The sequence below is a fragment of the Micromonospora hortensis genome, assembly GCF_022230935.1.
Taxonomy (GTDB): domain Bacteria; phylum Actinomycetota; class Actinomycetes; order Mycobacteriales; family Micromonosporaceae; genus Micromonospora; species Micromonospora hortensis.
On record NZ_JAKKFE010000018.1, the window covers coordinates 1 to 20,717 of the forward strand.

Below are 20,717 nucleotides of genomic sequence, written 5' to 3' on the forward strand. Positions count from 1 at the left end.
GAGGATGAAAAACGCTCATTGTCCAGGACAACCTGAACGGCGTCGGTGCCGTGAAGGGGTACGCCTGCGCCGAGGCTGCCGGTGACATCCTGGTCGAGCTTGACGACGACGACCTGCTCAGCAGCGACTGCCTGCAAGAGATCGTCGACGCCTTCGACGCCAACCCGGAGGTGGGGTTCGTCTACAGCGACACCGCGCAGATCCAGGAGGATGGCGGCCGCTCTGAGGACCGTTTCGCGAGTTCGTTCGGCTGGCGGCACTACGACGACAAGGTGGACGGCCGCGAGGTGCTGGTCTGCCGGGCGTTGCCGCCGACGCCACACAACGTGAGCTACATCTGGTACGCACCGAACCACGTACGGGCATTCCGTCGGGACATCTACGAGAAGGTCGGCGGGTACGACGAGTCGCTCGACGTTGCGGACGATGCCGACCTCATGGCTCGGATGTACCAGGTGAGCGAGTTCCATCACATTCAGAAGTGCCTGTACCTCCAACGCATGCATGCCAAGAACACGCAGCGCATCCCAGATGTCAACGCTCGCATCCAGCAGCGCACGGTGGAGATCTACGACCGGAACATTCAACACAACGTGCTGGCCTGGTCACGTCGGCAGGGACTTCTGGCCCTCGACCTGGGCTCCGCGCACAACAAGCCGGAAGGGTATCTCGGGCTGGATTACCACGACGGGTCGGGTGTGGACATTGTCTGCGACATCAGAAAAGGTGTCGACCTGCCGGACAACAGCGTCGGAGTCATTCGGGCGGTGGACTTCCTGGAACACATCCCGGACAAGATCGCGCTGTTCAACGAGCTGTACCGACTGCTCGCACCGAACGGGATGCTGTTGTCGCTGACCCCCAGCACCGACGGTCGAGGCGCCTACCAGGACCCAACACACGTGGCGTTCTACAACGAGAACTCCTTCTGGTACTTCACGGACGCCAAATATTCTCGGTTCGTACCTGAAATCGAATGCCGATTCCAAGCGTCGCGGCTGGTCACGTACTTCCCGAGTGAATGGCACAAGGCCCACAACATCCCGTACGTCTCCGCGAATCTCATAGCGATCAAGGATGACGCCCAGCGCAACGGCGGCCTGTTGAACATCTGACATCGGGCGGACAATGACGGACGGCGTCCGCCGCCCAGGCGATCCCGGTCGGCTCCTCGGGTACCGCCGTTGCCCCCGAGCGACAGGGTCGGGCACCGACGCGGTCTTCCACTACGTACTGTCTTCTTGTGGTCGACACTGATGAGGCGGTCCAGATCGCGATGCGATTCCTGGCCGGCCGCCTCGCCGAGCGTCAAGATCTGCGCGAACCGCCGAGCGTGCAGGATGCGACCATCGAGCAGGTGACGACAGCGACCGGTGTGCGGCTTTGCCACGTCGTGAGTTTTGGGTGGCCGCTGCGGGTGGCTGTCGATCAGGAAACGGGCGACGCCGACATGCTGCGGTAGGACCGATCTGGTGCGACCGCTGCTATGTGCGGAGGAAGTGTGTGAGGTCGCCGGCAAAGTGGGTCAGCTCCTCCCCTGCTTCGAGGACGAAGACCGCTCTGGCGGACCAGGCCGTGTCGTCCCAGTCGGGGCCGGCAGCTCGAAGAGTCACCCCCAGTGACACGTGGCCTCGACCGTCATGCCGAGCGTCGATCACGAGCTGGCGTTCCATCGATGTCCAGGTACGGGTGCCGCTCCAACCCTCCCAGTCGGCCGCGAGCCTCTCCACGAACCCGGGCAGCGTCGAGTCCGCAGGCTCGTACAGCCCATCGATCTTGGCAATCGTCGATGCTGTCATGCCCAGCTCGTGCAACTCCGTCGCGATCGTGTAGACGTAGCCGTCGCCGTACGGATCTTGCGGAGGATGAACAAGCCAGCGCTGGTCGTCAGACCTCTGAAGGACGAACGGTTCGCTCATAGTGACTCGCAGTATGCCCATGTCGGCGGTGGCCCGGTCTCCCGGCTGAGCCAGGGACATCTTGTCTGCAAGCCCTGTGCGTCGCGTCCGCACCCGTCCAGCAACGGCTGCGCTCTCGGAATAGAAAAGGCCCAGGTCATGATCGGCGATCAAGCCGGTGACCTGGGCCTTTCAGTGGAGCCGCCTGACGGAATCGAACCGTCGACCTACGCATTACGAGTGCGTCGCTCTAGCCGACTGAGCTAAGGCGGCAACGATCAGCAAGTGTACGGCACCCCGGCGGCACCGACCGAACGGGATACCCCCGTCGCGCCCGCCAGCACCAACCGGACATCGGCCGCCATCTGGACGCTTACCGGACAGCGGACGATCGGAGCCGGGACTACGCTGCGGCGGGTGAGCGACGAACGCGACCACCCCGAACGTCAGGACGAGACGACCGAACGCCCTGACCGCGCGCCGGCCGGTGAACGCGCCGCCCATCGGCCGCGCAGCACCGACCCGTTGGAGTTGGGCTTCACGCCGCGCAAGCCGGTGCCATGGCTGGCGCCGTTTCTGTTGATCAGCACCGGCATCCGGACGCTGCTGGCGGTGCTCTTCGGGGCGTACCTCGACAAGCGCGAGTTGCAGAACGCGTTCGGCGACGGCGTCTTCCGCCAGGTTGGGCCGGACGGCGGGCTGTGGCTCGACTACGTGGCCGACCTCGGTGACGGCTTCAACGCCACCTACTCGGTGGCGTACCTGCTGGCGCAGCCCGAGCTGACCGTCGACGGGCACCGCCTGCCCCGGGCGCAGACACTGGTGATGGGCGGGGACCAGGTGTACCCGTCGGCGGCCTACGCCGCGTACGAGGACCGGTGCAAGGGCCCCTACCAGGCCGCCCTGCCGGTGGCGCCGGCCGAGAAGCCGACGCTCTTCGCGGTGCCGGGAAACCACGACTGGTACGACGGCCTCACCGCGTTCCTGCGGTTGTTCGTCCGCTCCCGGGACCGCAACTTCGCGGGCTGGGGCACCGGGCAGTCCCGGTCGTACTTCGCTGTGGAGTTGCCGGCGGGCTGGTGGTTGCTCGGCGTGGACGACCAGTCCGGCTCGTACCTGGACGACCCGCAGCTGGCCTACTTCGACGAGGTGGCCCGGCGGCTCGGGCCGGAGTCCAAGGTGATCATCGCCGCGCCGGCGCCGACCTGGGTCAAGGCTGCCGACAACCCCACGGCGTACGACTCGATCGACTACTTCATCCGCACGATCATCGACCCGACCGGGGCGCGGGTGCGACTGTTGCTCTCCGGCGACCTGCACCACTATGCCCGCTACTCCGGGCCGGACCGGGAGCTGATCACCTGCGGTGGCGGCGGCGCGTACCTCTACCCCACGCACAAGCTGCCGGAGCGCATCGAGGTGCCACCGCGGGACACGCTCGCCCGCAAGGCCAGCTCCGCCCAGCCGTACGACCTGGTGGCCCGCTACCCGGACGCCGCGCGGTCGCGCCGCTACGGCTGGGGCATCTTCCCCCGGTTGCCGTTCCGCAATCCCGGCTTCACCACGCTTCTCGGCACCCTGCACACCCTGCTGATGCTGGCCATGGCCGGTGCGACGGCGAACTGGGCCGACAGCACCAACCAGCGGTTGTTCAGCGTCCCGCTGGTGGTGATGGTGCTCGTGACGGTGATCGCGGCGGCCCTGTTCGCCAAGCCGCCGAGCGCGAGCGGCAAACGTCACGCCCGGCACTGGATCCTCGGAGTGGGCCACGGCGTGGCGCAGGTGGCGCTGGCGGCGGCCGGCACGTGGGTCTGGTTGGCGCTGCCGTTCTACGACTGGCCGTGGCCGCTGCCGGCGGTCGCCGCGGCGGTGCTCTACGGCCCGGTGATCGGTCTGGTCGCCAGTCAACTGGTCGCGGCGTACCTGCTGGTGGCGGGCTCTTTCGGAGTGAACGTCAATGAACTCTTCGCCGGCCAGGGCATCGAGGATTCGAAGTCGTTCCTGCGACTGCGCATCGACCCGGACGGCACGTTGACCATATACCCGCTCGGGGTGGATCGGGTCTCCCGCGACTGGCGGGTGAACCCCGACCAGTCCCCCACCCACAGTTGGCTGATTCCCAAGTCCCCCCTAACCCCCCACCTAACCGAACCTCCCACAGTCCTGCACTAAACCCCCACCCCACCCACCCACCCCACCCGAGTTGATCAAGAGGTTTGCGTCATGACGGACCCGATTCCTGACGCAAACTTCTTGATCAACTGGGCTAAGCGGCGGGCGGGAGCCGGGGGGCCGGGGGGCCGGGCCGGGGCGGGGCGGGAGGGGCGCGGGGTTAGGGGGTGTATTGCTGGTCGTGGGCTTGGCGGGAGCCGCAGACGTCGGCGCGGGAGCACATTGAGCGCGAGCCGTCGGCGTCCAGGCGTACCGTCACCGCGTCTCTCGGGACGCTGTGGCCGACGACCCGGCCGTCGCCCTCGGGGGTGGAGACCCGACTGCCGACCGCTGGGGCGGTTTCCTGAAAGCGCTGGTACAGCGGGTGCTCGTACTTGAGGCAGCACATCAGGCGACCGCACGCGCCGGAGATGCGCAGCGGGTTGAGCGGAAGGTCCTGGTCCTTCGCCATCCGGATGGTCACCGGCTCGAAGTCGGTGAGGAACGTGGCGCAGCACAGGTCCCGACCGCAGGAGCCGATGCCGCCCTGCACCCGCGCGGAGTCCCGTGCGGAGAGCTGGCGCAGTTCCACCCGACAGTGCAGGGTCGCGCCCAGGTCGCGGACCAGGGAACGGAAATCCACCCGGTGCGGGGCGGTGAAGTAGACGGTGCTGCGCTCACCGCCGCTCTCGGCGGAGCCGAGCACATGGTCGACCGCCACCACCTTCATCGGAAGGCCGTGCGAGCGGATCAGCCGTTTCGCGGCGACCTTGGCCTCGGCCTTGCGCCGACGCAACGCCTCGTCCCGGCGGAGGTCGTCGTCGCCGGCCAGCCCGACCAGGCGGGGGAAGCCGTCGGTCTCCTCGGTCACCCACTGCGCGGCCCATACGCACTCCGCCACCTCGGGCCCGTCATCCGTGGGAACCAGCACCCGGTCGCCCACCTGCGGACGCAACTCGCCCGGGTCGAGGTAGTAGAGCCGCCCGTACCGGTTGAAGCTGACCGCGCAGAGCATGCCCATCCCCCCACCCTACGACGGGTCACGCCGTGAAGCGCAGCGGCTGGCTACGCCCCGCCGCCATTCATGACCGTCGACTCGACCTATTGCCGAACGTCCCGTCGTGCCGTTGCTGCTCGCCCGGACGGTTGAATCCGGGGCCGGGCAGGAGACAAGACGTGCCTCGGCGGCGTTGAGTGGAGGCAGACCTGCGGGGGGTGCAGGGGGAAGACCACGGCGTCGCCGTGGGCGCCGGCTTCAGGCCAGGCGCCCGTGAGCGACGCCGTGGCCTGTCCGCGGCAACGCGGCAACGCGGCAACGGCCGGCGGATCAAGATCCGAGGCAACACCGCCACGGCCGGGGGGTCGGGCTCGGTTACCAGCCGACCCGGGTGGGCTGGTCGTAGCGGGGTCGTCCGTCCGTTGGCGGACGCCACGCGGTCTCGGCCAGGCTCGGTGCCCACTGACGCAGCAGCGTCTCCGCACCGTCGTACGCGACGCAGAGCACCGCAAGCACCCGTGCGGCGATCTCGGCGGCGTCGGCCACACCGGGCCCGACCGGCCCGGGGCGCGTCGACGCACCGGTGGCGGTGGCGGCGACCACGGCTACCGCTTCGGCCGAGCGGAGCACGTCGGCCAGCGTGCGAGCCAGCGCGAGACGGCTGCCCTCCACCCAGTCGGCGAGGGCGTCGGCGTAACCGGCTGTGGATTCGAGTCGCCCGACCAGGCTGTCCGGCCCCTCGTCGAGGTGGCGTAGCAGCGCCGCCCGCTGTTGCCCGTACGCCGTGGCGGCCGGGCCGGACCAGAGCACCGGGTCGCTGAGCGCGGCGGAGACGTCGTCGTACCCCCGGACGAGCCGGCGCACCGCGTGGCCGGCGCTGGCGAGCGGCACCGGGTGCAGGTCGAGGAAGCCGCGAACCGCGTCGCCCGGCAGCACCTGCATGCGGCGCAGCAGCGGCCAGACCCGGTGCCCCTCGGGGACGCCGGCCGCGATCAGTCTGTCCACCCGGCGAAGCAGGTCGAGGCCGGGCTCGGCGAGCCGGTCCAGCGCGTCCATCACGGTTCCCCGGTGAGCCGGCGGCGGGCCGCCCGGTCGACCTCGGCGTAGCGGTCGGCAGCCTCCCGCACGGCCGCTGCGGCGGCGGCCAGTCGACCGGCCGCGGCACGGGCCTCCCGGGCCCGGTCGTCGGTGGCGGTGGTCCACTGCCGGTGCAGCGCCCGACCGATCTCGCCCGGGCGGCCCGGTGCGTCGGCACCGAACGCGGCCTGGGCCGGATCGCTGGCGGTGACGGTGTGCGAAACGACTGTGAGCGTGGCGCTCGCCTCGTCCAGTCGGGCGGAGAGCGCGCGCAGTGTGTCCATCTCAGGCCCCCGCGAGCGGTCGGTAGGCGGCGAACGTCTCGTTGTGCAGCTTTTCCCGCGCCCATTCGGCGGCGTCGGCCGCCGCGGTGACCGCCGCCTGCACGGAACCGGCCACGTCGCGCGGGCTGCGGGTGTGCAGCGGCCCGAGGAACCGGACGTCGGTGATCCGTCCACCGGCGGTGACCACCACCTCGACCAGGCCGTCCGGCGAGCGGACGGTCACTTCGACGGTCGACACCGCCTGGTCGAACTCGGTCTGGAGGGACTCGATCCGGCGGTAGCGTCGCACCGCCTCCTCGATCCAGGCTTCGTCGATCTCCCCCCGCGGCATCGGCCGACTCCTCCCGGGTGATCCATCACTCAGTGTGGTGCCACCGTCACCACGGCACAGGGACCGTACCGCACCGCAATCGGGCCTGTCGATGCCTGTGGACAACGGCCGCGGAGTGCGGGTCAGCCCTTCCAGAGGGCGAGCATCATCGCCTCGACCGCGATCCGCGGCTTGACGTTCGCCTCGATCGCCGCACGGCAGGCGAGCACGGCCTCCAACCGGCGCAGCGACCCCTCGGCGTCCCATTTCTGCGCGCCGGCGCCGGCCAGGGCGGCCGTGTCGGTGTGCACCGGGGCGACGGGTGCGCTCAGCGCCATGGTGAGCGCGTCCCGGTAGAAGCCCGCGAGGTCGACCAGCGCCCGGTCCAGTGCGTCCCGTTGGGCCCGGGTGGCCCGGGACTTCTGCCGCTTCTCCAGCTCCTTGAGCTGCCCGGCAGCGCCTCGCATGGCGCCGGCCGCGCCCCGGCCGGTGCCGCCCGCGCCGAGCGCGGTCTCCAGTGCCGCCCGCTCTGTCGTGTCGGCCTCGGTGACCGACGCCTCGGCCTCCGCCTCGGCCGCCTCGATCAGCGCGGACGCCGCGTCGAACGCCGCGCCGACACCGGTCAGCCGGCGGGGCACAGCGAGCACCGCCTCGCGTCGTTTGCGGGCCTCCGGGTCGCGGGCCAGCCGGCGGGCCCGACCCACGTGACCCTGCGCGGCCGCCGCCGCCCACTGCGCCACGTCGGGGGCGATGCCGTCCCGACGAACCAGCACCGCGGCCACATCGGCGGCCGGCGGCTGCCGCAGGGGTACGACACGACAGCGCGACCGGATGGTCACCGAGATGTCGTCCGGGTGGGTGGACGGGGCGCAGAGCAGGAAGACCGTGCGCGGCGGAGGTTCCTCGATCGCCTTGAGCAGCGCGTTGCCGGCGGCCTCGGTGAGCCGGTCGGCGTCCTCGATGACGACCACCTGCCAGCGCCCGCCGGACGGGGTGCTGGCCGCGCGGAGCACCAGCGCGCGCATCTCGCCGACGCCGATGGAGAGCCCTTCCGGCACCACCATCCGCACGTCGGCGTGGGTGCCGCCCATCGTGGTGCGGCAGCCGGGGCACTCACCGCAGCCGGTGCCGTGCACGCACTGGAGTGCGGCGGCGAACGCCCGTGCGGCGACCGAGCGGCCGGAGCCGGGTGGCCCGGTGAAGATCCACGCGTGCGTCATCCCGGTGGAAGGGTCCACCCCGCCGGTCACGGCGGCGTCGGCCGCTGACTCGTCACCGCTGGCCGGGCCGGCGGTGACCAACGCGGCCGCGCCAGCACGCAGCACGGCGGCTGCCGCGGCGGCGGCGCGCCGTAGCTCGACCACCGCCTCGTCCTGACCGACCAGGTCGGCGAAGACGTCCGGCATCAGGTCTTGTGCTCCATCGTCACCAGCTCCGCGTCGGATAACTCAGGCTGCACCGACGTGTCCGGGCCCTGCGCCGGCCGCGGGTGCACGATGCCGCCCGGCTTGCCGAGCATCTCCTCGACCCGCCGGACCACCTTCCTGGTGATCTCGTCGGTCGGCCGGGACGCGTCGAGCACCAGGTAGCGCTTCGGGTCGGCGGCGGCGAGGTCGAGGAACGCGTACCGGACACGTTCGTGGAAGGCGATCGACTCGGCCTCCAGCCGGTCGGTGCCGGTGTTGCGCGAGGCCACCCGGGACAGGCCGGTGCGCGGTTCGACGTCCAGCAGCACCACCAGGTCGGGCTTGAGCCCACCGGTGGCCCAGGAGGAGAGCCAGGAGACCTCGTCGACAGGCAGAGTCCGGCCGGCGCCCTGGTACGCCAGGGACGAGTCGACGTACCGGTCACTGATCACCACGCCGCCCCGAACCAGCGCGGGCCGGACGACCGTGGCCACGTGGTGCGCCCGGTCGGCGGCGTAGAGCAGCGCCTCGGCCCGGGGGGAGGGCGCGTCGTCGCCGGATGTGTCCAGCACCAGCGACCGGATGCGCCGGCCGACGCCGGTGGCCCCCGGCTCGCGGGTGACCACCACCTCCCGGCCGTGACCGCGCAGCCGCTCGGAGAGCGCGCTGAGCTGGGTGGACTTCCCCGCGCCCTCGCCGCCCTCGAAGACCACGAAGAGCCCGGCGGAGACGAACGGCTCGGCGGGCATCAGCGGACGGCCCCGGATGGAGCCCCACAGGTCGGCGAGGACCGGGACACCCTTCTTGTCGTCCATCTGGCCGAACGCGCTGATGCCGGCGAAGATGCCGGCGGCACCGGCGGCGAGCAACAGCAGTCGGGTGGAGGAGACGGAGATGCCGAGGTCGGCGATCGTCAGTTTGCGGGAGCCGCCGACACCGACCAACACGCTGCTCAGCCCGATGGCCAGGATCAGCACCAGCCGGGTGCCGATCTGCACGACAGCGAAGACCCGGCCGCGCACCTCGTCGGCCACCTCGCCGCCCAGCAGCGTGGTGCCGGCCAGGAAGGCCATTCCGGCACCGGCGCCGACCAGCACCGCGCCGACGATAGCCATGGACAGGTGGATGGCGAAGGCGAGGGTCATCACCGCGGCGCTGGCCAGCACGATGCTCATGCCGAACCAGCGACGCCGGGACATCTCCTTGACGACCATCGGGCCGAGCCCGATGCCGAGCGCCAGGCCGACGAAGATCGCACCGAAGAGCAGCGAGAACGCCGCGTCGCCGGCGCCCAGCGAGTTGGCGAAGAACTTGGCGGTGCCGACCACGATGCCGCCGCCGGCGAACGCGCCGAAGATGCCCAGCACCAGGCCGCGGACGAGCGGGGTCTGGCCGATGTATTTCCAACCCTCGGAGAACTGCCGGAACATGCTCTGCTCGGCACGCTCGGCCTCACCGCGTTGCGCCTCGCTGATCTCCTTGATCCCGAATGCCACCACCAGTGCGGTGGCGAGCCGGGAGAAGGAGTTGATCCAGAGCGCGAGCTGGGCCGGCTCGGCCCAGGAGGGCAGGTCGCCGCCGACGGCACCACGGACGCCACGGTCGAGCACGGCAAGGCTGATGGCGGCGGCGACCGGGGTGAGGCCGTAGGTGGTGATCAGGGTGAGCTGGTTGGCCGCTTCCAGCCGGGCCCGCGGAATCAGGTTCGGGACCGCGGCCTCCTTGGCCGGGATCCAGAGCAGGGTGAGCGACTCGATCAGGAAGGTGGCGATCAGCGCCCAGCCGACCACCAGGCCGCCCGCGGCGCCACTGAGGGCGTAGAGCGGAATGGAGGCGAAGAGCACGAAGCGCAGCAGGTCGCAGATGACCATCGTCCAGCGCCGGTCGAACCGGTCGGCGAAGACGCCGGCCACCGGGCCGAGCACCAGCGCGGGCAGCAGCCGGATCGCGGTGACCCCGCCGAACGCCGCGCCCTGTGCGGTGCTGCCCTGCACCTGCGAGGCGGCGAAGAGGGCGGTGGCCAGCAGGCCGAGCCAGTCACCGAAGGAGGCCGCGCCGAGCACGATCCACAGCCGGCGGAACGGCCGGATGCGCAGCACGGACCGGATTGCGGCATAACCGGACGGATCAACCTGACCGCCGTTGGGCTGCTGGGCGGCGTTGTCCGACTGGTCACCCGAGCGCGACACGCCGGGCGACTCGCCGCTGTTCTGGCTTTCGATGGCCGTACCTCCACGTGCCGGCCCATCGCTGGGCACCTCCGGTGCAACACTCTAGACCCGGTGGGGGCCACCCCCCCGGGCGACATTCTCCTGCTCGCTGAGCCTAGGCCGCCGGAGGTACCGACCGCAGCCCGGACGTACGCGAGGGTATTTCGCATTCTCCGTCGGACAGTTAGCGTGCACACGTGGCCATCGAAAGCGACAAACTTCGCGAGCGCCTGGATCGGGCGACTGCCCACCTCGACCCCCCGTACGCGGTGGTCGACCTCACCGCCTTCGACGCCAACACGGTCGCCTTGGCCGATCGCGCCGCGGGAAAACCGGTCCGCCTGGCCAGCAAGTCGGTCCGCAGCCGGGAGTTGATCAGTCGAGCCCTCGCTCGGCCCGGCTGGCAGGGCGTGATGGCGTTCACAGTGCCCGAGGCGATCTGGCTGGTCCGCGCCGGCGTCAGCGACGACGTGCTGGTCGCGTACCCGAGCGCGGACCGGGCCGCCCTCGCCGAACTGGGCGCCGACCCGACGCTCGCCGCCGCGATCACCCTGATGATCGACAGCACCGGCCAACTCGACCTCATCGACGCCATCACGGCACCGGGGCAGCGCGCCGAGCTGCGGCTCTGCCTGGATCTGGACGCCTCCTGGCGACCGCTACGCGGTCGGGTGCACGTCGGCGTCCGCCGCTCACCGGTGCACAGCGCGCGGGCGGCCGGCGCGCTCGCCGCAGCCGTCGCCGGTCGACCCGGCTTCCGGCTGGTCGGGCTGATGTCGTACGAGGCGCAGATCGCCGGCCTGGGTGACGCGCCGCCGGGCAAGACGCTGCTGGCCGGCGCGATCAGGCTGGCCCAGCGTGGGTCGTACCGCGAGTTGCTGGCCCGCCGCGGCGCGGCGGTCGCCGCGGTACGCGAGCACGCCGACCTGGAGTTCGTCAACGGCGGCGGCACCGGCAGCGTGGCCGCGACCAGCGCCGATCCCGCGGTAACCGAGATCACCGCGGGATCGGGCCTGTACGGGCCGACGCTGTTCGACGCGTACCGCGCCTGGCGGCCCACCCCAGCGGCGTTCTTCGCCTGCGCGGTGGTCCGCCGACCGACGCCGGAACTGGCGACGGTGCTCGGCGGTGGCTGGATCGCCTCCGGCCCGGCCGCCGACAGTCGACTGCCCCGGCCGTGGCTACCGGCGGGGCTGAAGCTGGTCGGCACCGAGGGCGCCGGCGAGGTGCAGACTCCACTGTCCGGAGCGGCGGCGGCCGGGCTGAACGTCGGCGACCGGGTGTGGTTCCGGCACGCCAAGGCAGGTGAGCTGTGTGAACGGGTCAACGAGCTGCACCTGATCGAGGGCGACGCGGTGGTGGCGAGAGTCCCCACCTACCGGGGTGAGGGGCAGGCCTTCCTCTGAGACCGGACAGCCGCCCTCACCGCCGGCCGAGGACCGCGCGCCACACCGACTCAGGCGGGTTGGGCCGCCTCAGCCTGCTTGCCGACGGCGGGTCGGCCATTGTCCGGGCCGTCCACCTGGCGGTGCAGGTACTCCCGGATCAACGCCTTCGCCTCCAACAGCACCCGCTCGTCGCCTTCGGACTTCCGGCGGAACGCGAGCTTGATCAGCGCGTCCGCCGCCTCGACAGCGATCTCCAGCACGAAGCGCAGCTTGGGCACGTCGGTGAGCCCGAAACGTTCGGTGAGCACCCGGGCCAACTGGTCGGCGATCACGCCGTTGTTGTCCCGCTGCTCGTCGAGCAGGTGCAGGTCGACCACGTCGCCGAAGTGCAGGGTACGGAAGCCCGGGACGGTGCGGTGCATCGTGATGTACTCGTCGATGCCCGCGTCGACGCCGTCCCACCAGTGGGTCATCTCGTCGGAGGCGAACCGCTCGTCGAGGCGCTGGAGATAGGACTCCATGGTCCGCAGGGTCAACGCCTGCACGATCGCTCGCTTGTCCGGGAAGAACTGGTAGACCGACCCGATCGCCACCTCGGCCCGCTCGGCGAGCAGGGTGGTGGTCAGCCCCTCGTACCCCACCTCGTCGACGAGTTCGGCGCAGGCATCCAACATGCGCTGTACCCGCGCGACACTTCGACCTTGCACCGGTACGCGGCGCAGCGGCCCGGTCGTGGCGGCTGGTGTGGACACTCTGCGCCACCCCCCTTCGACGGATGAACATATCTCCACGTCACGAGTCCGTGACTACCGGTACAACGAGCGGATCGCAATTGCGGTATTTACCAGCTAGAACGTTCCTGATATGAAGTCAGTTCATATTCATGAATGAGGAGCGCGCATGGTCCGCACCGCACCGCTCGGGGCTGGATGGTCCAACTGGGCCGGGAACCAGCGTGGCAGCGCCAGCGCGATCCTGCGCCCCGGCTCGCCGGAAGACGTCGCAGAAGCCGTCAGATCCGCCGCCGCCGACGGCGGTCGGATCCGGGTGACGGGCAGCGGCCACTCATTCACCGCCGTCGCGCTCGCCGACGACCGCCGGATGGATCTGTCCGACCTGGACACGATGGTCAGCGTGGACGTCGCACACCGACTTGTCACGGTGCCGGCGGGCATGACCCTGCACGCGCTCAACGGCCTGCTCGCCCGGCACGGCCTCGCGCTGCCCAACCTCGGCGACATCGACGCGCAGACCGTCGCCGGGGCGATCTCCACCGGCACCCACGGCACCGGAGCCGGTTACGGGTGCCTCTCCACCTTCGTGGAGGCGATCACACTGGTCACCGGCACCGGCGAAGTGCTGCGCTGCTCCGCCGACGAGCATCCCGACGTCCTCGCCGCAGCCCGGGTGTCACTCGGCGCGCTCGGCGTCCTAGTCGAGGTGACCCTGCGCTGCGTGGACGCCTTCGTCCTGCGTGCCCACGAACGACCGGCCGAGCTGGCCAACGTGCTCGGCGAACTGCCCGACCTGATCGGCCGGCACGACCACGTCGAGTTCTACTGGTTCCCGTACACCTCCCGGGTCCAGGTCAAGGCCAACGACCGGGTACCCGCCAACGACCGGCCGCTGTCGCGCTGGCGCGGCTGGGTGGACGACGACTTCCTGTCCAACCGGGTCTTCGCCGGCGCCTGCCGACTCGGCCGGGCCGTGCCCGCGCTGGCCCCGGGGATCAGCGCGGTCTCCGCCCGCGCCCTCACCGAACGTCAGTACACCGGCCGCTCCGACCGGGTCTTCTGCACGCCGCGCCGGGTCCGCTTCGTGGAGATGGAGTACGGCCTGCCCCGCGAGGCGTTGCCCGAGGCGCTCGCCGCGCTCCAGCGGATCGTGGACGGCCTGCCGTTCAAGGTGCTCTTCCCGGTGGAGGTGCGATTCACCGCCGGCGACGACATCTGGCTGTCGCACGGCTACGGCCGGGACAACGCCTACATCGCCGTGCACCAGTACGTCGGCATGCCGTACGAGCCGTACTTCCGGGCCTTCGAGCAGGTAGCCGCCGGGCTGGGCGGTCGCCCGCACTGGGGCAAGCTGCACTACCGCGACGCCGCCTCGCTGGCCACTGCGTACCCCCGCTTCGCGGACTTCCAGGCCGTCCGCGACCGGCTCGACCCTGATCGCGTCTTCACCAACGCCCACCTGAACCACGTCCTCGGGGTCTGACGACTCCCATCGGTACGCGCGGTGACCAGCGCTAGCGCGCCAGGTCGTCCAGGTCCACCGCGTCGGCCATCGCCTCCGCGCCCCTGTCGTTCAGGTGCATGCCGTCGCCGCTGTCCAGCGACGAGTGGATGTGGTCGGGGGCGTGCGGGTCCGCGACAGCGCTCGCCACATCGACGACGGCGTCGAAGGCGTCAGTCGTACGGATCCAGTCGTTCACCTCGCGTCGGGTGGCGAGGCCCGCCGGCGTGCTGATCTCCGGGCCGGCGCCCGCGAACGGGCCGATGGTGGCGACGACGATCCGCAGACCGGCGCCGTGAGCGCGATCGGCCAGCGCTCGGAAGCCCTCGACGAGGGCGTCGGCGGTGACCGGCGGCTCGCCCAACATGGCCGGAAGGCCGAGGTCGTTGATACCGAAGTGGACCAGGACGTGGGTCAGGGCGGGGATGGAGAGAACGTCACTGTCGAAGCGCGCCAGACCGTGTTCGCCGACGCCGTCGCGCAGGAGACGGTTCCCGGCGATGCCCTGGTTGACCACCCACCCGCGCTTCAGACGCCGGTTGAGGACGTCGACCGAGCGACGATTCGCGCTCGTCGTGGTGCCGACCCCTTCGAACCAGGAGTCGCCGAAGGCCACGGCTACGGCGGTGTCCCGGGGGGCGAGCACGTCGACGCCCGCCAGGTAGAACCTCGCCTCGACCTGCTCAGCCCCCACCAGTGCGGGAGAGGTGACGTGATTGCCGTCGGCTATCCGGGCGACTTCGGCCGGCTTGTGCGAGTGGGTGGCCAGACCGGTCCGCTCCGGAAGGTAGAGGCTCAGCACCAGGTCCGTGCCGGCCGCGACGGGGATGTCCACCGGGTCGGTGACCGCCTCCTCGCCCGCCGGGATGACGTGGCGCTCCGCGCCGTCGACGGTGAGGGCGACCCACTGACCGCCGACGGCGACAGTGGCAGCCCCGATGGTCAACGGAGTGCGGCCGTAGCGGTTCGTCAGCCGTACCCGGAATGCCTCCCCGCCGCCGGCCAGGTGCAGCACCTGACGAACGGTCTGGTCGGCGAAGCCACGGGGTTCGCTGAACTGGAGCCGCTCGTACGGACTGAGCACTCCGGTACGGAAACCGGCGGTCCAGATCATGGCTGGTCCAGGTCGGTAGTGGTGCCCTCCTCCATGCTGATCACCGAATCGATCAGGGAGAAGAACGTCTGGATGCCGGGCAGGTTGGCGCCTCGACGGCGGGATTCGGCGTAGTCCTCGGACGAACTCCAGAAGACGATGTCCAGCCACTCGTCGGCCGTCAGCCGGATCAGTCGCGCGTCGAGGAAGCCGCCACGATCGGCCTGGAAGTCGCGCAGCATCGCCGGCCGCGCGGCCAGCAGGGCGTCAGCGCGCTCGGCGGGGACGCGAAAGCGGGTGATTTCGACTGTGGTCATCGTGCCTCGATCCGTTCGGGTGGGGAGCCGTTGACGCCCAGCATCAGTCGGAGCTGGCCCAGGAGGACATCGCGGAAGTCAGCGGGTGCCGGCGTGGGGTGGCTCTGGACCCGGGAGATGATCAGACCGGCCAGCGCCGCGAGCAGGAGGTCCGTCACGGCCTCGGCGTCCTGGGCCAGCGTGAACGCACCCCGGGCAGCGCCCTCCCGGACGGCGGCCAGGAAGGGCGCCCGGTACCGCTCCTGCACTGTGGCGCTGTAGTCACGCAGCTCGTCGTCACGCATGGCGGAGCGCCAGAACTCCACAAGCACCTGCCGGGTCTGCTCCGAATTGTGCAGACTCCGGTCGACAAGCGCGACGAGTCGTCGCCACGGATCATCCTCGGCGGCGGAGACGGCCCTCAGGGCCTCGACCTCCCGGTCGGTGAACACCTGCATGGCCTCGATGATCATGTCTTCGCGGGAGCCGAAGTAGGTCTGGAGGGTGCTGATCGCGACCCCGCCGGCAGCGGACACGTCGGTGAAGCGGGTGTTCTCGTATCCGCGGGCGGCCAGCACGCCGGCCACGGCGTCGAGAACGGCGTCCCGCCTGTCTCCGCCAGCACGCCTCTTCCTGATCGGCATGACCATACGGTACGACCGTACCGGCGAAACAGTGAAGGACTGAGCCACTCGCGTGACCCGAAACACCGCAAAATAGATCTTGGACAGTTTCCGAACGGAAACTGTCCAAGATTCTGAAGCACGGTTCAGACGGCGCGGAGGGCTACTCCGTGCTGGTCGCTGCCTTGCGTGGGGCGGCCTTCTTCGCCGGAGCCTTCTTCGCCGCCGTCGCCTTGGCCGTCGTGGTCTTCTTCGCGGCAGTGGACTTGCTGGCGGCGGCCGTCTTCTTGGTGGCCGTGGCCTTCTTCGCGGGCGCCTTCTTCGCCGCCGCCTTCTTCTTCGGCGCCGGGCCCTTCGCCCGCTTCTCGGCCAGCATCTCGGACGCTTCCTCGATGGTCAGCGCCTCGGGAGTCTGCCCGCGCCGCAGCGACGCGTTGAACTCACCGTCGGTGACATACGGGCCGAACCGGCCGTCCTTGATCACCATCGGCTTCTCGGTGGCCGGGTCCACGCCCATCTCGCGCAACGGCGGGGCTGCGGCTCGCCGTCCACGCGCCTTCGGCGCGGCCAGCAGAGCCAGCGCCTCGTCCAGACCGACAGTGAACATCTGGTCCTCGGACTCCAGCGACCGGAACTCCTCGCCCCGCTTGACGTACGGGCCGTAGCGACCGTTGTTCGCGAAGACCTCGACGCCGTCCGGCGCGACACCGATCAGCCGGGGAAGGCTGAGCAGCTTGAGCGCCTCCTCGAGGGTCAGCGAGTCCGGGGTCTGCGTACGCAGCAGCGACGACTTCCGCTCGCCGCTGGACACGTACGGGCCGAACCGGCCGGACTTGAGCACGATCGGCTCGCCGGTGCCGGGGTCGTCGCCGAGCTTGCGCTCGCCGCTGCCGCCCAGGAACAGCTCGTGCACCTTCTCCGGGGTCAGCTCGTCCGGGGCCAGGCCCTCGGGGATCGGCGCCCGGTCACCCTGGGAGCCGCCCTCCTCGCCCTCGGCAGCCGGTGCCGGCTGCTCACCGCCGGGCAGTTCACGTTGCAGGTACGGCCCGTAGCGGCCGACCCGCACCACGACCTCGCGGCCGTCGTCGTCGGTGAAGAGCGGGATGGAGTTGACGCTGCGGGCGTCGATGTCGCTGAGGTTCTCGGTGACCAGCTTCTTGAGCCCACCGGAACGGGCGATGTCCTGGTCGCCAGCACCGTTGGAGCTGCCGAAGTAGAACGCCGTGAGGAAGTCGACCGCCGCGTGGTCACCGCCGGCGATCTCGTCCAGCTCGTTCTCCATGGTGGCCGTGAAGTCGTAGTCGATGAGGCGGGGGTAGTGCCGCTCCATCAGCCCGATCACCGCGAAGGCCAGGAAGGTCGGGATCATCGCCTGGCCGCGCTTGGTGACGTACCCCCGGTCCTGGATCGTCTGCATGATCGACGCGTAGGTGGACGGGCGGCCGATGCCCAGCTCTTCCAGGGCCTTGACCAGCGACGCTTCGGTGTAGCGCGACGGCGGCTGGGTGTGGTGGCCCTGCGCGGCCAGTTCGTCGGCGGTCAGCGGCTGGTCCTTGACCAGGGTGGGCAGCCGGCGCTCGGCGTCCTCGGCCTCGGCGTTCTCGTCGTCGCTGGACTCGACGTAGGCGCGCAGGAAGCCCGGGTCGGTGATGGTCTTGCCGGTCGCGCCGAAGTCGGCTTCCTCCTGGGAGGTGGAGACCGCCCGGATGCGCACCGACACGCTGGAGCCGACCGCGTCGGTCATCTGCGAGGCGATGGTGCGCCGCCAGATCAGCTCGTAGAGCTTGAACTCCTCGGCGGACAGCTCCTTGGCCACCTCGCCCGGGGTACGGAAGTTGTCCCCCGCCGGGCGAATCGCCTCGTGCGCCTCCTGCGCGTTCTTCACCTTGCCGGTGTAGCGGCGCGGCTCCGGCGGAACGCTGCGCTCGCCGTACAGCTCGACGATCTGTCGACGCGCCGCCGAGATGGCGGTCTCCGACAGGTTGACCGAGTCGGTACGCATATAGGTGATGTAGCCGTTCTCGTACAGGCGCTGCGCGGTGCGCATCGTCTGCTGCGAGGACAGGCGCAGCTTGCGGGCCGCCTCCTGCTGGAGGGTCGAGGTGATGAACGGCGCGTACGGGCGACGGCGGTAGGGCTTCTCCTCGACCCGGGTGACGGTGAACGGCCGCCCCTCCAAGCGGGCCGCGAGACCACGGGCGCCGCTCTCGTCGAGGTGGACGACGCCGGCGCCAGGCTTCACCCGGCCGGTGGTCGGCTCGAAGTCCTTACCGGTGGCGATCCGGTCACCGTTGAGCGCGATGAGGGTCGCGTTGAACGCACGCGGGCCCTCGCCGCCGTTGGCCACCGCGAGGGTGGCCAGGATGTCCCAGTATTCGGCGGTGCGGAAGGCCATCCGCTGCCGCTCCCGCTCGACCACGATGCGGGTCGCCACGGACTGCACCCGGCCTGCCGAGAGCCGCGGCATGACCTTCTTCCACAGCACCGGGGAGACCTCGTAGCCGTACAGGCGGTCGAGGATCCGGCGCGCCTCCTGGGCGTCGACCAGGTCGCGGTCGATCTCCCGGGGGTTGGCCACCGCCGCCTGGATCGCCGGCTTGGTGATCTCGTGGAAGACCATCCGCTTGACCGGGACCTTGGGCTTGAGCGTCTCGACCAGGTGCCAGGCGATCGCCTCGCCCTCGCGGTCCTCATCCGTCGCCAGGAAGATCTCGTCGACTTCCTTGGCCAGCTTCACCAGCTTGCTGATCTGCTGCCTACGGTCGGCGGAGACGACGTAGAGCGCCTGAAAGCCGTTGTCGACGTCCACCCCGAGCCGGGCCCAGGGTTCCTTCTTGTACTTGGCCGGCACGTCGGCGGCGTTACGCGGCAGGTCGCGGACGTGACCGAAGCTGGCCTCCACGACGTACCCCGGGCCAAGGTAGCCCGAGATCGTCTTGGCCTTCGCCGGTGACTCGACGATGACCAGACGGGTGGTTCCAGCGTTGCTCGGCACGTCTCTCCCCGACCTCACTCCTGCTCGTGGTCTGCCGGCGCCCGGACAGCGACCGCTTTCGACCCCGCCGTCGCACCGGCGGTCCGGATGTCCAACGTAACGCGCCGCCCGCGTTTCGGGTTTCGCGGGCCGCAAACCGCTTCAAGGCGGCTGTCGACGCCACCCTGCCGCGCTCGGCACTGCCGGACGGCGCCACCGTACACCGTGGGTAGGGCTCGAAGCGGGTCACTGTGACGATGGCGGGCCCACGACCGAGGCCCGAGCCGCCCGTTTTCCGCCTGGATCGACCCGCCCGCTGTCCGGCACCGGACACCCGGCCGGCCCACCCCAGGGCCGCCGCCCAACCCCGCCGATCACGGACTTGTGGTGGGCGTTTTAAGCCAGAACAAGCAGTACGTCCCCCACCACAGCTCCGTGATCGACCCGGTGAAGGTGGGGTGGATCAGGTTGGCCAGGCGTCGACCGGCGCCGCGTTCGGCGGCCCGCCGACCAGCTCGGCGAGGCGGGCCAACCGGCGGCGGCCGATTATTCGGTACGCCGGGCCGCCCTCAGCCGGGCCGAGCAGCGTCCCCGCCATCCCCGCCGAGGCGAGCGCCACGCCGATCGGCTCCCAACACTCGTGGTCGTCGGCGCCCAGCCGCAACAGGAAGCAGTCCGGAGGCTCCGGCGTCCCGGCGGCGGCGAGCCACAGCCGCAACCGCCGACCGGTCAGGTGGAAGGCGGCCGGCGGGCGTTTCGTCGTACCGTGCAGCCAGGCGGCCGCGAGCGGCTTCAAGACCCGGGTGTACGACGTACGAACGGCGTGTCGCGCGCCCTCGGTCGGCTCCCAGCTCGCCGCCAGCCCACGCGACGCCAACTCGGCGACCAGCACGTGCACCCGCCAGGCGGCGTCCACCTGCACCGAGAGCCGGGCCGTGCCGCCCATCCGAACCACCTCACCGGGCCCGGCGAGCAGCCCGGCCAGGTCGGCGACTGCCGGTTCGGCCGCGTCCGCGCCGAAGAAGACAAGTTGCCGGCCAGCGTCGTCAGTCTGGGGTGGGCCGTTCTGGACTGAGCCGTCCTGCTGCGGGCGGTTCTGCGGCGCGCCGCCGCGGCGTCGCCCGGGAGTGGGCGTGTCGGACTCGGGCGCGGGGAACAGCGCCGGGGGCGGCTGTGCCTTCCCGGTGTCACCGAGCCCGCTCAGCGACACTCCGGCACCTCGTCGAATGCCTGTTTCAACTCCTCGGAGTTGAGCTTGCTGGTGTCCAACGCGCTGGCGTCGTACTCCGTGTTGAGGGTCTCCACGGCGGCCCGCACGCCGTCGTAGAAGGCCGTCGGCTCACCCGTGCCCAAGCCGTCGATGGTGTCCCGGGCACGACCGTACGCGTCCCGCATCTTCCCCAGGGAGCTGCGGAAACCGGCGGAGATGGCCTCGCCGTTCTCCGCCTCCGGGATACCCGCCTTCTCCACCTTGCGGCGCGCGGCCTCGCTGGCCTGCTCCGCCCCATCGAAGAGCCGCACCAGGTTCTCCTTGGCCTGCGCCGGCGTGGTCTGCGCTGTCATCTGCTCGTCAGTGCTGCTGGTCAGCTTGTTGATCTCGGAACGCCACGGGGTGAGGGCACCGCAGACCGAGGCCGCCCAGGCCCGTGGGCTGGGACCCCCGCCGCAGCCGGCCAGAACGACGATCGTGGCCAGGACCACCGTGAGCTTTCCGGCGGCAGACGCCCGGCACGTACGCATGCGTTGCAGCGTACGGCCTTTGGCCAGGTGTGGCA

Annotated in this window: 19 protein-coding genes and 1 tRNA gene; 5 read left to right on the forward strand and 15 right to left on the reverse strand. The window is 70.5% G+C overall.

Annotated features, from left to right (window positions below; translation table 11 throughout):
- Positions 1 to 17 precede the first annotated feature (17 nt).
- Positions 18 to 1,115 (forward strand): methyltransferase domain-containing protein, encoded by a 1,098-nt coding sequence (locus NIE111_RS13715; RefSeq protein WP_372488333.1) that lies wholly within the window; start codon positions 18 to 20, stop codon positions 1,113 to 1,115.
- A gap of 128 nt (positions 1,116 to 1,243) precedes the next feature.
- A complete protein-coding gene (locus NIE111_RS13720; RefSeq protein WP_238684759.1) occupies positions 1,244 to 1,462 on the forward strand; it encodes a hypothetical protein in 219 nt (72 codons plus the stop codon).
- A 22-nt stretch (positions 1,463 to 1,484) separates the two neighbouring features.
- On the opposite strand, the gene NIE111_RS13725 is transcribed toward NIE111_RS13720, so the two are convergent.
- Both NIE111_RS13725 and NIE111_RS13730 read right to left on the reverse strand, forming a co-directional pair.
- The gene (locus NIE111_RS13725; protein WP_238684760.1) at positions 1,485 to 1,919 is read right to left on the reverse strand and encodes a DUF6228 family protein; all 435 of its coding nucleotides are present in this window, start codon (positions 1,917 to 1,919) and stop codon (positions 1,485 to 1,487) included.
- A 175-nt stretch (positions 1,920 to 2,094) separates the two neighbouring features.
- Positions 2,095 to 2,171 (reverse strand) — tRNA-Thr (locus NIE111_RS13730).
- A gap of 144 nt (positions 2,172 to 2,315) precedes the next feature.
- Between NIE111_RS13730 and NIE111_RS13735 the strand changes: the two genes are divergently transcribed.
- Positions 2,316 to 4,070: a metallophosphoesterase family protein gene (locus NIE111_RS13735; protein WP_238684761.1), complete on the forward strand. Its 1,755-nt coding sequence runs from the start codon at positions 2,316 to 2,318 to the stop codon at positions 4,068 to 4,070.
- 160 nt (positions 4,071 to 4,230) lie between these two features.
- On the opposite strand, the gene NIE111_RS13740 is transcribed toward NIE111_RS13735, so the two are convergent.
- The 6 genes from NIE111_RS13740 to tmk all read right to left on the reverse strand — a co-directional run bounded on the left by NIE111_RS13740 (position 4,231) and on the right by tmk (position 10,222).
- A complete protein-coding gene (locus tag NIE111_RS13740) occupies positions 4,231 to 5,070 on the reverse strand; it encodes a PSP1 domain-containing protein (RefSeq protein WP_238684762.1) in 840 nt (279 codons plus the stop codon).
- 351 nt (positions 5,071 to 5,421) lie between these two features.
- Positions 5,422 to 6,102 carry a hypothetical protein gene (locus tag NIE111_RS13745; RefSeq protein ID WP_238684763.1) on the reverse strand — a complete coding sequence of 227 codons (681 nt, stop codon included), beginning with the start codon at positions 6,100 to 6,102 and terminating at the stop codon, positions 5,422 to 5,424.
- Complete coding sequence (locus NIE111_RS13750; RefSeq protein ID WP_112725261.1) at positions 6,102 to 6,407, reverse strand: type VII secretion target; 306 nt, start codon at positions 6,405 to 6,407, stop codon at positions 6,102 to 6,104. The genes NIE111_RS13745 and NIE111_RS13750 overlap by 1 nt, the downstream gene beginning before the upstream one ends.
- 1 nt (position 6,408) lies before the next feature.
- Positions 6,409 to 6,738, reverse strand: coding sequence for a YbaB/EbfC family nucleoid-associated protein (locus NIE111_RS13755; protein WP_238684764.1), 330 nt, complete (start codon positions 6,736 to 6,738; stop codon positions 6,409 to 6,411).
- A 122-nt stretch (positions 6,739 to 6,860) separates the two neighbouring features.
- Positions 6,861 to 8,123, reverse strand: a complete 1,263-nt coding sequence (locus NIE111_RS13760; RefSeq protein WP_238684765.1) for a DNA polymerase III subunit delta' — start codon at positions 8,121 to 8,123, stop codon at positions 6,861 to 6,863.
- On the reverse strand, positions 8,123 to 10,222 hold the full coding sequence (gene tmk / locus NIE111_RS13765) for a dTMP kinase (RefSeq protein WP_266305230.1): 2,100 nt from the start codon (positions 10,220 to 10,222) through the stop codon (positions 8,123 to 8,125). Before tmk ends, NIE111_RS13760 begins: the two co-directional genes overlap by 1 nt.
- 308 nt (positions 10,223 to 10,530) lie before the next feature.
- On the opposite strand from tmk, the gene NIE111_RS13770 reads away from it, so the two are divergent.
- A complete protein-coding gene (locus NIE111_RS13770; RefSeq protein ID WP_238684766.1) occupies positions 10,531 to 11,739 on the forward strand; it encodes an amino acid deaminase/aldolase in 1,209 nt (402 codons plus the stop codon).
- Positions 11,740 to 11,789: 50 nt separating this feature from the next.
- On the opposite strand, the gene NIE111_RS13775 is transcribed toward NIE111_RS13770, so the two are convergent.
- Positions 11,790 to 12,395, reverse strand: a complete 606-nt coding sequence (locus NIE111_RS13775; protein WP_238684767.1) for a TetR/AcrR family transcriptional regulator — start codon at positions 12,393 to 12,395, stop codon at positions 11,790 to 11,792.
- 226 nt (positions 12,396 to 12,621) lie between these two features.
- On the opposite strand from NIE111_RS13775, the gene NIE111_RS13780 reads away from it, so the two are divergent.
- Complete coding sequence (locus NIE111_RS13780) at positions 12,622 to 13,938, forward strand: D-arabinono-1,4-lactone oxidase (protein WP_238684768.1); 1,317 nt, start codon at positions 12,622 to 12,624, stop codon at positions 13,936 to 13,938.
- Positions 13,939 to 13,969: 31 nt separating this feature from the next.
- Here NIE111_RS13780 and NIE111_RS13785 read toward each other — a convergent pair whose 3' ends face one another.
- The 6 genes from NIE111_RS13785 to NIE111_RS13810 all read right to left on the reverse strand — a co-directional run bounded on the left by NIE111_RS13785 (position 13,970) and on the right by NIE111_RS13810 (position 20,682).
- Positions 13,970 to 15,070 (reverse strand): GDSL-type esterase/lipase family protein, encoded by a 1,101-nt coding sequence (locus NIE111_RS13785; protein WP_238684769.1) that lies wholly within the window; start codon positions 15,068 to 15,070, stop codon positions 13,970 to 13,972.
- Positions 15,067 to 15,366: a hypothetical protein gene (locus NIE111_RS13790; protein WP_238684770.1), complete on the reverse strand. Its 300-nt coding sequence runs from the start codon at positions 15,364 to 15,366 to the stop codon at positions 15,067 to 15,069. The genes NIE111_RS13785 and NIE111_RS13790 overlap by 4 nt, the downstream gene beginning before the upstream one ends.
- The gene (locus tag NIE111_RS13795; protein WP_238684771.1) at positions 15,363 to 15,989 is read right to left on the reverse strand and encodes a TetR/AcrR family transcriptional regulator; all 627 of its coding nucleotides are present in this window, start codon (positions 15,987 to 15,989) and stop codon (positions 15,363 to 15,365) included. Before NIE111_RS13795 ends, NIE111_RS13790 begins: the two co-directional genes overlap by 4 nt.
- 142 nt (positions 15,990 to 16,131) lie before the next feature.
- Complete coding sequence (topA, locus tag NIE111_RS13800) at positions 16,132 to 18,963, reverse strand: type I DNA topoisomerase (RefSeq protein WP_238684772.1); 2,832 nt, start codon at positions 18,961 to 18,963, stop codon at positions 16,132 to 16,134.
- Between the two features lie 442 nt (positions 18,964 to 19,405).
- Positions 19,406 to 20,152: a hypothetical protein gene (locus NIE111_RS13805; RefSeq protein ID WP_238684773.1), complete on the reverse strand. Its 747-nt coding sequence runs from the start codon at positions 20,150 to 20,152 to the stop codon at positions 19,406 to 19,408.
- A complete protein-coding gene (locus tag NIE111_RS13810; RefSeq protein ID WP_238684774.1) occupies positions 20,143 to 20,682 on the reverse strand; it encodes a hypothetical protein in 540 nt (179 codons plus the stop codon). The genes NIE111_RS13805 and NIE111_RS13810 overlap by 10 nt, the downstream gene beginning before the upstream one ends.
- Between the last annotated feature and the right edge of the window lie 35 nt (positions 20,683 to 20,717).